The organism is Streptomyces sp. NPDC096310 (genome assembly GCF_044763125.1).
Taxonomy (GTDB): Bacteria; Actinomycetota; Actinomycetes; order Streptomycetales; family Streptomycetaceae; genus Streptomyces.
Window position 1 is genome coordinate 17,469 of record NZ_JBIWFO010000021.1, and the last position, 13,119, is coordinate 30,587.

The window sequence follows — 13,119 nt, forward strand, 5'->3', positions numbered from 1 at the left end:
AGGTGACGCGCGCGATGGGCACACGCGTGGGGTTCGACTGCGAGGTACTGGTGATCGGCGGCGGGATCGTCGGCCTGTCGACGGCGTACGCGATCACGCGCGCGGCCCCCGGCACCCGTGTCGTCGTCCTGGAGAAAGAGCCGGGCCCCGCGCGCCATCAGACGGGCCACAACAGCGGGGTGATCCACAGCGGGGTCTACTACCGCCCGGGGTCGCTCAAGGCGCGGTACGCGGTGCGCGGCTCCGCCGAGATGGTCAAGTTCTGCGCGGAGTACGGCATCGCGCACCGGGTCACGGGCAAGCTGATCGTCGCCACCCGCCGCGACGAGCTGCCCCGGCTGCACGCCCTGGTCCAGCGCGGCCGGGAGAACGGCCTGCCGGTACGGGAGCTGGGTCCGGCGCAGATCCTGGAGTACGAGCCGCAGGTGCGCGGCGTCGCGGCGATCCAGGTCGGCACGACGGGCGTCTGCGACTTCGCGGCGGTCGCCCGGCAGCTCGCCGCGTCGGCGGAGGCCGCGGGCGCGTCCGTACGGTACGGATCCGAGGTCACCGCCGTCGACCGGCGGCCCTGGGGCGTCGCGGTCCGCACCGCGTCCGGGGTGGTGGTCAGGGCGCGCGCCCTGGTCAACTGCGCGGGGCTCCAGTGCGACCGGGTGGCCCGGCTCGCGGGCGACGAGCCGGGGATGCGGATCGTGCCGTTCCGGGGCGAGTACTACGAGCTGGCCAGGCCGGAGCTGGTCCGGGGGCTGGTCTATCCGGTGCCGGACCCGGCGTTCCCGTTCCTCGGGGTGCATCTGACCCGGTCCGTCGACGGCAGCGTCCATGTCGGCCCGAACGCGGTCCCGGCGCTGGCCCGCGAGGGATACACCTGGAGCGCCGTACGCCCGGCGGAGCTGGCCGCGACGCTGGCCTGGCCCGGGGCGTGGCGCACGGCGCGCGCCCACTGGCGCTACGGCGCGGGCGAGCTGCGCCGCTCGCTCTCGAAGCGGGCCTTCGCGGCGGCCGTACGGAGGCTGCTCCCCGCGATGAGGGACGCCGACCTGCGCCCGGCGGCGGCGGGCGTACGGGCCCAGGCGATCCTGCGGGACGGCACCCTGGCGGACGACTTCCTGATCCGGCGGGCGGGCCGCACGGTCCATGTCCTGAACGCGCCGTCACCGGCGGCGACCGCGTCGCTGCCCATCGGCCGGGAGGTGGCACGCCGGGCGCTCGCGGCGCTGGCGGAGGAGTAGGGACCGGGGGCGGTCCGCCGGGGTCCGTAGAATTGGGGCATCGCGACCGGGTCCCGGCCGCCCCCGCCCCCGCCACCAGCCCGGATTGCCGAGATGACCGAGAACCCCACAGCGAGCCGCCCCACGGACCGCCCCACGGACCGCGGTGCGGACCGTGCCGTGAGCCGTCCCGCGAGCCGGATGTTCCCCGAGGGCACGGGCCCCGCGGCCGACCCCGCCGGGTCGCACTTCGAGCGGCGCATCCGCAGCTTCCAGCCGCGCCGCAGCCGGGTGACCACCGGGCAGGCCGAGGCGCTGCGGCGGCTGTGGCCGGTCTGGGGCCTGGACATCGACGGCCAACGGGTGCTCGACCCGGCCGCGCTCTTCGACGGGCTGCCGGTCGTCCTGGAGATCGGCTTCGGGATGGGCGAGGCGACCGCGCGGATGGCCGCCGCCGACCCCGGCACCGGCATCCTCGCCGTCGATGTGCACACCCCGGGCCAGGGCAATCTGCTCCGGCTCGCCGAGGAGAACGGGCTGTCCAACATACGGGTGGCCAACGGCGACGCGATCATCCTGCTCCGGGAGATGCTGCCGGCCGCGTCGCTCGACGGGGTACGCGTCTACTTCCCCGACCCCTGGCCCAAGAAGCGCCACCACAAGCGCCGGCTGATCCAGCCGGAGTTCCTGGACCTGGCAGCGGCCCGGCTGAAGCCCGGTGCCGTACTGCACTGCGCGACCGACTGGGAGCCGTACGCCGAGCAGATGCTCGCCGAGCTGACGGCCCATCCGGGGTTCGGGAACACGGCGCCGGACGGCGGCTACGCGCCGCGGCCCGCCTTCCGGCCGCTGACCCGGTTCGAGGGCCAGGGGCTCGACAAGGGGCATGTGGTGCACGACCTGCTGTTCCGCCGCACCGAGGATTCCTGTACGGAAGATTCCCGTACGGAAGGCTCCCGGGCCGGAAGTTAGGCCCTGGGATCACCCGGGGTGATCGCCAGGTGTCAGTGCCCCTCGCTAGGGTCATCAGGTGTCAGAACCGTCCCCGCACCGCCTCGACCCGCATCCGGCCATCCCCGTCTACGAGCAGCAGGAGCTGCGGGGCGATCTGTGGAGCGCCGTGCCTCCGCCCGCCCGCAGGCGCTACCGGCCGACGCGTGCGCTCTGGCGCAACAGGGGGGTCAGGGCCGGGGCGTTGATCACGGTGCTCGCGCTCTGCGCGCTGGTGATCCTCGCGCTCGTCCGGGAGCAGACCGGGCCCGAGGGCTTCCTGGTGGGGCTCGGGCTCGCCGTGCTGCCCGTACCGCTGCTGGCCGCCGCCTTCCGCTGGCTGGACCGGGTCGAGCCGGGTCCGTGGACGAATCTGCTGTTCGCGTTCGCCTGGGGCGCCTTCGCGGCGGCGCTCGTCGCGATCATCGCGAACTCCTTCGCGACGGAGTGGATCGCCACCGCCACCGCCGACCCGGCCGGCGCCGAGTCCCTGGGCGCCACGGTGATAGCGCCGGTCGTCGAGGAGAGCGCGAAGGCGACGGCGATCCTGCTGATCTTCCTCTTCCGCCGCAGGAGCTTCACGGGGCTGGTCGACGGCGTGGTGATCGCGGGCTTCAGCGCCACCGGCTTCGCCTTCACGGAGAACATCCTCTATCTGGGCAACGCCTTCGGCGAGGACCAGACCCAGGGGCACTCCGGGCTGAACTCGGTCACGGCCGCGACCTTCTTCGTACGCGTGGTGATGTCGCCGTTCGCGCACCCGCTCTTCACGGCGGCGACGGGGATCGGCTTCGGTCTGGCGGCCGTGGCGGCCCGGCGCCAGAAGGTGCGCCGTGTGGTCCTGCCGCTGCTCGGGCTGGTCCTCGCGATGGGCATGCACGCGCTGTGGAACGGCTCGGGGTCGCTCTTCGGGCCCTTCGGCTTCTACGCCGTGTACGGGGCGTTCATGGTGCCGGTCTTCGGGCTGCTGACCTGGCTGGTGATCTGGAGCCGCCAGCGCGAGCTGCGGACGCTCGCCGCCGAGCTGCCCGCGTACGCCGCGGCGGGGTGGCTGCCCCAGGCCGCGCCCCTCGCGCTCTCCTCGATGCGGGCGCGCACGATGGCGCGGGGTTTCGCGAACCGCGGCCACGGCCGCGCGGCCGCCCGGGCGGTCGGGGAGTACGAGGCGTTCGCGACGTCCCTGGCGTTCCTGCGCCACCGGGCCGGGCGGGACCCGGTCGGCCCGGACTTCGTGGAGCGCGAGCAGGAGCTGCTGCACCACCTGTGGGAGCGCAAGGAGATAGCCGGGCCCGCGCTGACCTATGCGGCGCGGGCCACGGGACGGGTGCGGGTGCCGCCGCCGTACATCGACTACGACGGCTACAACCCGTACCGCCAGTACTGATCCTCTGCTGTCCTGGTGAGAACGTCAGGCGGAGGCGGCGGTCAGCTCCGCCAGCTCCTCCTCCGTCAGCTCCAGCTCCGCGACCGCGAGCAGCGCCGGAAGCTGCTCGGCCGTGCGCGCGGAGGCCAGGGGCGCGACGACGGTCGGCTGCGCCGCCAGCCAGGCGAGCGCGACGGTGGCGACCTCGGCGCCGTGCGCCCCGGCGATCCGGTCCAGCGCGGCGAGGACCTTGACGCCGCGATCGGACTCCAGGTACTTGCCCGCGCCCTCGGCGCGCGCGCTCTCCACCTGGGTGCCGGGGCGGTACTTGCCGGTGAGGAAGCCGGAGGCGAGGGCGAAGTACGGCACGACGGAGAGGCCGTGGCGGGCCACGGTGTCCCGCAGGGGGCCCTCGTAGGTGTCGCGCGAGACCAGGTTGTAGTGCGGCTGGAGCGCGACGTACCGGGCCAGCCCCTCGCGCTCCGCGAAGGTGAGCGAGGCGTCCAGCCGCTCCGCGCTGATGTTGGAGGCCGCGACGGCGCGGACCTTGCCCTCCTTGACGAGCTGGTCGAGGGCGGTGACGATCTCCTCGACCGGGACGTCCAGGTCGTCGAAGTGCGAGTAGTACAGGTCGATGTGGTCCGTACGGAGCCGGCGCAGCGACTCCTCGGCCGCGGCCTTGATGTTCGCCGCCTTCAGCCCCTTGTACTGCGGGTGCTGGCTCACCTTCGTCGCGACGAGCACGTCGGCGCGGTTGCCGCGCGCGGCGATCCAGTCGCCGAGTACGGTCTCGGACTCACCGCCGACGTGACCCGGCACCCAGGCCGAGTACGCGTCGGCGGTGTCGACGAAGTTGCCGCCCGCGGCGGCGTACGCGTCGAGGACGGCGAAGGACTCGGTGCGGTCCGCGGTCCAGCCGAAGACGTTGCCGCCGAGTGCGAGGGGGAAGACCTTGAGGTCGGAGGAGCCGAGAGTACGCATGGTGGTCATGCCTACTCCCAACCCCATCGAAGAACGCCCTATTCCGTTTCCGGACTCGGAAGTCGACCCCAGGGCTTGACCTCAGGGATTGATGCCCTTGCCGTTCAGCCAGGCCATCGGGTCGATGCCCGTGCCGCTCGCCGTGTGGACCTCCAGGTGGAGGTGCGGCCCGGTCACGTTGCCGGTCGCGCCGACCCGGCCGATGACCTCGCCGGTGGAGACCTTCTGGCCGGCGCTGACGGAGAGGGACGACTGGTGCGCGTACCAGATCTCCGTACCGTCATCCAGCTCCAGGACCGTGCGGTAGCCGTACGAGCCTGACCAGCCGGCCGACTTGACGGTGCCGCTGTGCACGGCCTTGATCGGCGTGCCCGTCGGCGCCGCGAAGTCCAGGCCGGTGTGGTACCCGGAGGACCAGAGGGAGCCTGACTGGCCGAAGGAGGAGGTGAGGGTGTACGAGGAGGTGGGGAGCGAGTAGCTGGCCGCCAGCTTGGCGAGGCGTTCCTTCTCGGCCTTGGCCTTGGCCTCCGCCTCGGCCTTCTTCTTGGCCGCCTCGATCTTCTTCTCGGCGTCGGTCTGGCGCGCCTTGGCCTGGGCGGCGGCCTTCTCGGCCGCCGCGTCCTGCGCCGCCGCCTTCTGGGTCGCGTCGGCCTCGGTCTGCTGCCGCTCGGCCTGCTGGAGGATGCGGGCGCGCAGCGCCTCGCCGGCGTCGGTCGCGCCCTGTTCGGCGTCGGAGGCCGTCAGCCCGGCGGTGGTCAGCGGCTCGCCGGCCAGCACCTCGGAGTCGGAGTCGTCCGAGCCGAGGTAGCCCATCCCCGGCAGGGACTTGGCGTCGGGAAGGTTGTCCGCGATGGCATCGGGAAGGGATATGGAGACGGCGGGCTTGTCCTGGGCGGTGGCGATGCCGCCCGCGCCGACGGCGGCGATGACACCGACGCCGAGGACGGTGGAGCTGCGGGCGAGTCCGTTGCGCTGCTTGGCGACGCGGTGCTTGCCGCGGACGGGGCGGACGGACTCCTCGGTGGGGTTCCACTCCCCCCAGGTGCCGGGCGCCTCGTTCTCACCGCCGCTGCCGAAGGAGTGGGGTGCGAAGGTCGCCGTTGCCGTGGGGGCAGGCTGGTTGGACGCCACTGAGGCGTGCTCCTTTCCTTCCTTCTCGCCTACCGGGTTAGCTGACGGGTTCGGAGCAGGAAGGTCTCCTACGGAGGCCCCCTGCCGTCCAGGACGGCAAGTAGCTCCCGATTCACCCCAATTGGTGGTTCCCCGGTTCCCTCGCGGGATTCGGCGCACGCGCGCGGTGCCATCTCTGGCGACGGCTGGGACGACCGCGCTGCGTTATCGAACGTTAATAGAGACCAGGGCGTTATTCCAAGCTGTTCCCGGTGATCGTTAACGACTTCGCATCGGATGTACCGGGACACAAGAGAGCACATCAGGGCGAGTTGAGCAGTGCCCCCGGCATATCGATCCGCCCCACATACCTGACGGTACGTCATATGTTATGCGGAGGGAGACGCCTCGATCACCCTTCGTGACCGACAGCCCCGAAGCCGTGCGTCAGGGCACGATCCGCATCGTCCTGCGCCGCTCCGGCTCCCCCTCCGAGGGCCGGCTGACCGCCAGCAGCGCCATGTCGTCCTGGCTGCCGCCGCCCGTGTGCAGCCGTACGTCGTCGATCAGCGCCTGGAGCATCTCGTCCGGCCCCTGGAAGATCCGCCCGTCGAGCCGTTCACGCGGGGCGTAGAAGACCCCGTGGGCGTCCCGCGCCTCGGTGAGCCCGTCGGTGTAGAAGAGCAGCGTCGCGCCGTCGGGGTACGCGGACTCCTCCGCCCGGTCCGGCCACGCGCCCAGCTCGCTCATGCCCAGCGGCAGCGCCGGATCGTGCGCCGCCAGCATCCGTACGGCCCCGTCGTGGCACAGCAGCGGCTCGGGATGGCCCCGGTTGACGAGCCGTACGACGCCCTCGCCGTGCGGGATCTCCGCCAGTACGGCCGTGGTGAACCCCTCGAAGACATCCAGCCCGTCCCGCCGCGTCCCCTCGCGCAGCAGCGAGCGCTCCAGCCGCTGCGCGACCCCCTCCAGCGAACTCTCCTGCTCCGCCGCCTCCCGGAACGACCCGATGATCACGGCGACCGCCTCGACCGCCTCCAGCCCCTTCCCCCGTACGTCGCCCACCACCAGCCGTACCCCGTACGGCGTGTCCTGCACGGCGAACAGGTCCCCGCCGATGAACGCGCCCTCCTGCGCCGCCTCGTACCGCGCCGCGATCCGCAGCCCGCCGATCCGCTCCGCCGGTCTGGGCAGCACGGCGCGCTGGGCGGTCTCGGCGATGATGCGGGCCGAGGCCAGCCGTTCGCCGCTGCGTCTGACGACCCCGTTGATGTAGAGCGCCAGGGCGGAGACGACCAGCACCGTCAGCAGCTCGCTGACCGACACCACGGTGAAGAGCGTGCCCGTGTGGACGCGCAGAGCCACCTCGGCGGCGAGCGAGGTCACAGCCACCAGCAGGGTGCCGAGCAGCGGGTAGAACGGCGCCGCGACCAGCGGGGCCGCGGCGAAGAGCGGCGCCGAGGTGACGCGGGTCGGGGTCGCCAGGTCCAGAACCACCCCGCCGAGGATCACCAGCGCGGGCAGGAACCGGACGAACCGGCGTCCGGCGAGGCGCCGCCCCCCGTATCCGTGCGGCCCGTACGCCCCTTCGCCCACCTGGGCCAGGTTCCGGGCGGGGTCCCGCCGGTGGTCGCGCCCGTTCATGGCGGTCGCCCAGAAGCCCGCACCGTCGGCACCCCAGAAGCCGGCGCCGTCGGCGTCCTGCCTGCCCCTGCCGCCGAGGCGTTCTCCGATCTTCCTGAGCTTCCCCACCAGTCGTCTCCTGCCCGGTCCGCCGACGGCTGCGGACGGTACCGCGCTCCACCCAGGCTGGCCGCTGCCGTACCGGGCAGCGACCCGCCCTCGGCCGACTGGGCTACGGGGACCGGTAGGGGGCCGGTACGCGGACCACGGAGCACCGGTGGGAAGACGGCTCAGTCGGTCAGGTGGCGCTCGGCGTACACCTTCATGGCGTCCCGCACGAGCACAGCCGTACCTTCACCGTACTGGTCATACGTCGCGGTGAAACGTCGATCATCGACGTACATGGCCGTCACGCCGATGACATAGGACCTGGTGGGCTCCATGGTCACCGACAGCCAGTCGCAGTGACGCCGGGCGACCGCCTGCGCCTCGTCGCTCGAAGGGCCGTGGCCGGCCGCCGCCGTACGCCCCCAGTCGCGGGCGATCGACTCGTGCCGCTCCCCGAACGCCCGGCGCTCCTCCTCGCTCAGCGAGCGCCACCAGCGGTCGCTCTTCTCGTAGGCGGGGCGGCCCCACCTCTCGGTGACCTCCTGCTCGTACCGTGTGTGCGCGAAGCCGTCGAACACTTCTTCCGCCATGAGATCCTCTCCGTTCCCGGTCTTGTGGAGAGTGGTCCGCACGGACGAGATCAGCCGTCCGATGCGCTCGCGTTCCTGTTCCAGCAGGGCCAGATGACCGCGCAGAGCGGCGGCCGTGTCCTGCTGGCCGTCGAGTATCCGGGCGATGTCCGGCAGCCCGAGCCCCAGCTCCCGCAGCAGCAGGATCCGCTGGAGCCGGACCAGGGCCTCCTGGCCGTAGTACCGGTACCCGTTGGCGCCGGTCCTGCTGGGCTCCAACAGCCCCAGCTCGCCGTAGTGCCGGAGCGTACGGCTCGTCGTGCCGGCCTTCTTCGCGATGTCCTGGATCGACCACTCCATGACGTTCACGGTAGAAGTTGACGTTACGTAAAGGTCAAGCCCTGATTCTCCCGGGCTCCCGGATTGGCTCCGGGCACGACGCGACTCCGGGCACGACGCGGCTCCAGACACGACGAAGGCCCGGATTCACCAGGAATCCGGGCCTTCGTTCTCTTCCAGTAGCGGGGACAGGATTTGAACCTGCGACCTCTGGGTTATGAGCCCAGCGAGCTACCGAGCTGCTCCACCCCGCGCCGTTGAATGCAACTCTACGCCATCCGGAGCACGGTCATGACCACTTTCCCGTGGAGCCGCCCGTCTCCCCCGGGACCGCCGGGAAACGGGCCCCGCTACGCGGCTTCCACGACGTCCGCCCGTACGGCCGCGGCCCACTCCACCAGCAGCCGCTGGTAGCGCTCCTGCTCGGCCGAGGACAGCGCGCTGCCCGCACGCGCCCACAGCGCGCGGATCTCCGCGTTCACCACGGCGGCGGATCTGACGGGGGACGCGGACGGGGACGCGGACTTCGAGGTGGAAGAAGAAGCGAACATAGGAGCAAGGCTACGGCCAGCCACTGACAATCGGCGGAGCGTATCCCCCTACGCTGGGGCCGATGATCGAAACCATCGTGTTCGACGTAGGCGAGACCCTGGTGCGTGACGACCGCCACTGGGCCTCCTGGGCCGACTGGCTCGGCATTCCGCGCCACACCGTCTCCGCACTGGTCGGCGCCGCCACCGTCCAGGACAGGGACGACACGGACGCGCTGCGCCTCATCCGGCCCGGCATGGACATCGCCGAGGCGTACCGGGCCAGGGAGGCATCGGGGCGCGGCCAGCATCTCGACGAGTCCGACCTCTACCCCGATGTACGGCCGGCCCTCGCGGGCCTGCGGAAGCTCGGCGTCCGGGTCGTCCTCGCGGGCAACCAGACCGCCCGGGCCGGCGAACTGCTGCGCGGCCTGGACCTGCCGGCCGATCTCGTCGCCACCTCGGGCGAGTGGGGCGTCGCGAAGCCGTCCCCGGAGTTCTTCGCGCGGGTGACCGAGGCGGCGGAGGCGGCGCCCGACCGGACGGTGTACGTGGGCGACCACCCGGCGTACGACCTGTTCCCCGCGAAGGAGGCGGGCCTGCGCACGGCGCATCTGCGGCGCGGGCCGTGGGGGTATCTGTGGGCGGACGACCCGGCCGTGGTCAAGGCGGCGGACTGGCGGATCGACAGCCTGACGCAGCTCGCCGCGATCGTGGCGGACTGATCACCGCCGGGGGCCGGGCGGCGGCCCAGGCCGGGCGCGGGGGTCGAGCGGCCCTCACACCACCACGCTGTACTCGTGCGCGGGGCCGCCCTGCCACTCCACCCAGGTCGGGTCGTCGAGCAGTTCCCAGGCGTCGGGCAGTCCGGCGAGCCGCAGGAATTCGACCAGGTGGTCGTCGGAATGGGCGAGTCCCATGATCCGCCCGCGGACCGTGACCCGCCGCCCGCCGGTCCCGGACGCCCGGTGGACGACGATCGGTGCATCACTCATACGGCCAAGAGTGCGACGATCTCGTCCCGTCCGCAGCATCTCGGGCACGCCATCTTCAGGTCCGGACAGTAGCGTGCGTCACATCCGCCCCTCCGCGCCCGGTGTTCCCCCTCTTCCCAGAGCGGCGAAGACCTCGTCGATCGCGGCGCAGGTCCGGTCCGTGTCGTCCTCCGTCACGGCGGCCGACACGTACCAGCAGGCCAGTCCGTCCGCGTCGACGAGCACACCGCGGCGCAGCAGTTCCCGGCGGAGGACGGCGTACCGCCGCTGGTCCAGACGGAGCGTGTCGCGGTAGTCGCGGGTGGGGGCGCCGCCCGGCGAGAACACGACCTGGAACATCGCCCCGACGCCCTGCACCGCGCACTCCACCCGGTGGTCGGTGGCGGCCCTGCGGATGGTCTCCATGATCCGCTGGCCGGTGTCGTCGATCCTCTTGACGACGGCGGGATCGGCGAGCGCGGTGAGCGTGACGAGGGCGGCGGTCGCGCAGAGCGGCGAGGCGTTGTACGTACCGCCGTGGTCGACCCGGCCGTTGGCGAGCGCGGCCATCACCTCGCGGCGGCCAGCGAAGGCGGCGATGGGCAGCCCGCCGCCGAGGGCCTTGGAGTAGACGGCCAGGTCGGGCACGACGTCGTACAGGGCCTGCGCGCCCCCCGGTCCGGTACGGAAACCGGTGCAGACCTCGTCGAAGACGAGGAGGACGCCGCGCGCCGTGCACTCGTCGCGCAGGAAGCGCAGATAGCCGGGGGCGGGCATCGTGCAGGCGTTGTGGGCGACGATGGGTTCGCAGATGACGGCGGCGAGTTCGCCCCGGTGGGCGTCGAGTACGGCGACGAGGGCGTCCGGGTCGTTCCAGGGGCAGACGACCACATCGGCGCTGACACCGGACGGGATGCCAGGGGAGTGCGGCACGGAGTGCGGGGCGCCGTAGGGGCCCGCCGCCGCTTCCGGGGGGCGGTGGGAGACCGCGAGGGTGTCCGTCCAACCGTGCTGGTGGCCCTCGAACTTGAGGATCTTCGACAGCCCGCTGTGGCCGCGCGCGGCCCGTATCGCCCCCTGGACGGCCTCCGAGCCGGAGTTGGCGAAGCGGACGAGATCGGCGCAGGGGACCATCGCCCGGACGAGTTCGGCGAGTTCGACCTCGGGCACGTTGCAGGTGCCGAACATGGTCCCGCCGGCCAGGGCACCGGTGAGGGCCTGGGTGAGCGCGGGGTGCGCGTGGCCGAGTACGGCGCTGCCGTGGGCGGCGAGGAAGTCGATGTACTCGTCGCCGTCGGCGTCCCGGACGCGGGCGCCGGAGCCGCTGGTGACGTAGAGGGGGTGGGGATACGGATACGGGCCGGTGGAGGCGAGCCGGGAGGAGGAACTGATTCCGCCGGCGAGGGATTTCTTGGCGCGTTCGAACAGGGCGCCGCTGTTCCAGGTTCCGGCGGAGGCGGAGGCGGGAGCGCCGGGAAATCCGGGACCGCCGAAAGAGCCGGGATCGCCGAAGGTTCCGGGATCACCGAAAGCGCCGGGATCACCGGGAACTCCGCGATCACCAGGAACGCCGGAAACAGGCAAGCCGGATGGATTCATCGGGATCATGGTCACTCCTGCCCGGGAATGTGTTCGAAAAAGGTGGACGGACTCGACGGAATTCACGTTTCACGCGGCTCCGTCTTCACGGAGATCCAGAATGCGGCGAAAGGAAGTCGGGCATGACCGAATCCTCTGAATTGGCCGAAAAGATCGCGATCGCCCGTCGCGTCCGGCCCCGGCGGCGGTATCACCCGGGGCGGTGCGCCCGCCCGTGACGGCGCCCGGACGGACGGCGGTTCGGAGCGGGCGGAGGGCCGGGACCTGGCCTTCGACCACACGGCCGGCCCTCTGCCGTACCCCCGACGAGGGACGCCTCCCCGCCGGGGACGGTCACCGCGTCATGGGCTCCCGCGCCGCCGGCGCCTTTCTCCGTACACGTTCCGCGACCGGATTCGATCGCTCACCCGCCCGCGAACTCCCGCCGCGCCGCCTCGGGCCGGGCCGGGTGACGTGGCGTTCCTTCGACTTCCGTCTGGCTCCGTCATTTTCCGTCGGATCGCGTCACGTTCTGCCGTCACCGTTCCGGGGAATTCCCGAGCTCCGCGGTCACCTGGGATTCCTCGGGACAAAGAAGAGTTCGCCACGTCGCCACGTCGCCACGTCGCCACGTCACACCGGCCCGGACGGAATTCCCCGAACCGGACCGGCGCGAGCCGGGTCAGCGGTCCATCGCGTCCGCGACCACGGAGGCGGCTTCGGCGACGAGCGCGTCGTCGTACGCGGCGTCCGGCTCGTCGCGCGTCGACATCACCGCGACGACGATGGGGGCGCCCCGGTCGGGCCAGACGACGGCGATGTCGTTACGGGTGCCGTACTCGCCGCCACCGCTCTTGTCGCCCACGGTCCAGCCCTCGGGCATCCCGGCGGCGATGAGGTTCGCGCCCGTCGTGTTCGTCTTCAGCCACTTCGTCAGCAGCTCCTTCTCCCCCTTGCCGAGGACATCGCCCAGGACGAGGGAGCGAAGGTTCTTCGCGAACGCCCGGGGCGTGCTGGTGTCGCGCGTGTCCCCGGGAGCGGCCTCGTTCAGGTCCGGCTCGTAGCGGTCGACCTGGGTGACGTCGTCGCCGATGCTCTTCAGGAAGGCGCCGAGCCCCGCGGGACCGCCGATCGTGTCGAACAGCAGGTTGGCCGCCGCGTTGTCGCTGTAACGGACGGACGCGTCGGCGAGTTCGCCCACGGTCATCCCGGTGTCGACGTGCTTCTCGGTCACCGGCGAGTGGGGGATGAGGTCGTCCGCCGTGTAGTTGATCCTCCGGTCCATGCCGGCCGACTTGTGCTTCTTCAGGACGGCGCCCGCCTGGAGCGCCTTGAACGTGGAGCAGTAGGCGAACCGTTCGTCGGCCCGGAAGGCCAGTTCGCGGTTGGTGCCGGTGTCCAGGGCGTAGACGCCCAGACGTGCGTCGAACTTGCTCTCCAGCTTCTTGAACCGGCCGTCGTACAGACCGGACGCGGAAGAGCCGGAGGCGCTGGAGCCGGACGCGCGGCCGTCGCCCACGTCGGACACGGACGCGACCGTACGGGTCCTCTCCTCCCGGGCTGCCGATGTGGTCTCCGCCCCGCCGCACGCGGTGAGCGGCAGAAGCGTGAGCACGAGGGTGCCCAGGGCGATACGGCGAGCAGGAACGTCACGCATGGGTTCGAACCTCCGTTGGCGCATGGCACACCGGCCCGCCGGAGTGCGGGCCGGTGATCTGGATGCATCCTGAGGGCGGTGCGGCT

At 71.9% G+C, this 13,119-nt stretch carries 12 protein-coding genes, 1 tRNA gene and 1 riboswitch; of the genes, 4 read left to right on the forward strand and 9 right to left on the reverse strand.

Annotation, left to right across the window (positions count from 1 at the left end; all coding sequences use genetic code 11):
- Positions 1-14: 14 nt before the first annotated feature.
- The 3 genes from lhgO (at position 15) to ACIQ7D_RS29160 (ending at position 3,585) form a co-directional block, all read left to right on the forward strand.
- Positions 15-1,232, forward strand: coding sequence for an L-2-hydroxyglutarate oxidase (gene lhgO / locus ACIQ7D_RS29150; protein WP_403942545.1), 1,218 nt, complete (start codon positions 15-17; stop codon positions 1,230-1,232).
- 180 nt (positions 1,233-1,412) lie between these two features.
- The gene (gene trmB / locus ACIQ7D_RS29155) at positions 1,413-2,183 is read left to right on the forward strand and encodes a tRNA (guanosine(46)-N7)-methyltransferase TrmB (protein ID WP_403942755.1); all 771 of its coding nucleotides are present in this window, start codon (positions 1,413-1,415) and stop codon (positions 2,181-2,183) included.
- A gap of 58 nt (positions 2,184-2,241) precedes the next feature.
- Positions 2,242-3,585, forward strand: a complete 1,344-nt coding sequence (locus tag ACIQ7D_RS29160) for a PrsW family intramembrane metalloprotease (protein ID WP_403942547.1) — start codon at positions 2,242-2,244, stop codon at positions 3,583-3,585.
- 24 nt (positions 3,586-3,609) lie between these two features.
- Here ACIQ7D_RS29160 and ACIQ7D_RS29165 read toward each other — a convergent pair whose 3' ends face one another.
- From ACIQ7D_RS29165 to ACIQ7D_RS29190, 6 genes are all read right to left on the reverse strand, one after another.
- Positions 3,610-4,554, reverse strand: coding sequence for an aldo/keto reductase (locus tag ACIQ7D_RS29165; protein ID WP_403942550.1), 945 nt, complete (start codon positions 4,552-4,554; stop codon positions 3,610-3,612).
- Between the two features lie 72 nt (positions 4,555-4,626).
- On the reverse strand, positions 4,627-5,676 hold the full coding sequence (locus ACIQ7D_RS29170; RefSeq protein WP_403942553.1) for a M23 family metallopeptidase: 1,050 nt from the start codon (positions 5,674-5,676) through the stop codon (positions 4,627-4,629).
- A gap of 11 nt (positions 5,677-5,687) precedes the next feature.
- A riboswitch (cyclic di-AMP (ydaO/yuaA leader) is annotated at positions 5,688-5,842 on the reverse strand.
- Positions 5,843-6,102: 260 nt separating this feature from the next.
- On the reverse strand, positions 6,103-7,299 hold the full coding sequence (locus ACIQ7D_RS29175; RefSeq protein ID WP_403942757.1) for a PP2C family protein-serine/threonine phosphatase: 1,197 nt from the start codon (positions 7,297-7,299) through the stop codon (positions 6,103-6,105).
- Positions 7,300-7,568: 269 nt separating this feature from the next.
- Positions 7,569-8,315: a MerR family transcriptional regulator gene (locus tag ACIQ7D_RS29180; protein WP_403942555.1), complete on the reverse strand. Its 747-nt coding sequence runs from the start codon at positions 8,313-8,315 to the stop codon at positions 7,569-7,571.
- A gap of 159 nt (positions 8,316-8,474) precedes the next feature.
- A tRNA-Met gene (locus ACIQ7D_RS29185) sits at positions 8,475-8,548 on the reverse strand.
- A 96-nt stretch (positions 8,549-8,644) separates the two neighbouring features.
- A complete protein-coding gene (locus ACIQ7D_RS29190) occupies positions 8,645-8,845 on the reverse strand; it encodes a hypothetical protein (protein WP_403942557.1) in 201 nt (66 codons plus the stop codon).
- Between the two features lie 62 nt (positions 8,846-8,907).
- On the opposite strand from ACIQ7D_RS29190, the gene ACIQ7D_RS29195 reads away from it, so the two are divergent.
- Positions 8,908-9,549: an HAD family hydrolase gene (locus ACIQ7D_RS29195; RefSeq protein ID WP_403942559.1), complete on the forward strand. Its 642-nt coding sequence runs from the start codon at positions 8,908-8,910 to the stop codon at positions 9,547-9,549.
- A 54-nt stretch (positions 9,550-9,603) separates the two neighbouring features.
- On the opposite strand, the gene ACIQ7D_RS29200 is transcribed toward ACIQ7D_RS29195, so the two are convergent.
- The 3 genes from ACIQ7D_RS29200 to bla form a co-directional block, all read right to left on the reverse strand.
- Positions 9,604-9,819, reverse strand: a complete 216-nt coding sequence (locus tag ACIQ7D_RS29200) for a hypothetical protein (protein ID WP_385001784.1) — start codon at positions 9,817-9,819, stop codon at positions 9,604-9,606.
- Positions 9,820-9,897: 78 nt separating this feature from the next.
- Positions 9,898-11,397: an aspartate aminotransferase family protein gene (locus ACIQ7D_RS29205; RefSeq protein WP_403942562.1), complete on the reverse strand. Its 1,500-nt coding sequence runs from the start codon at positions 11,395-11,397 to the stop codon at positions 9,898-9,900.
- A 661-nt stretch (positions 11,398-12,058) separates the two neighbouring features.
- Positions 12,059-13,033, reverse strand: coding sequence for a class A beta-lactamase (gene bla, locus ACIQ7D_RS29210; protein WP_403942564.1), 975 nt, complete (start codon positions 13,031-13,033; stop codon positions 12,059-12,061).
- Positions 13,034-13,119 lie beyond the last annotated feature (86 nt).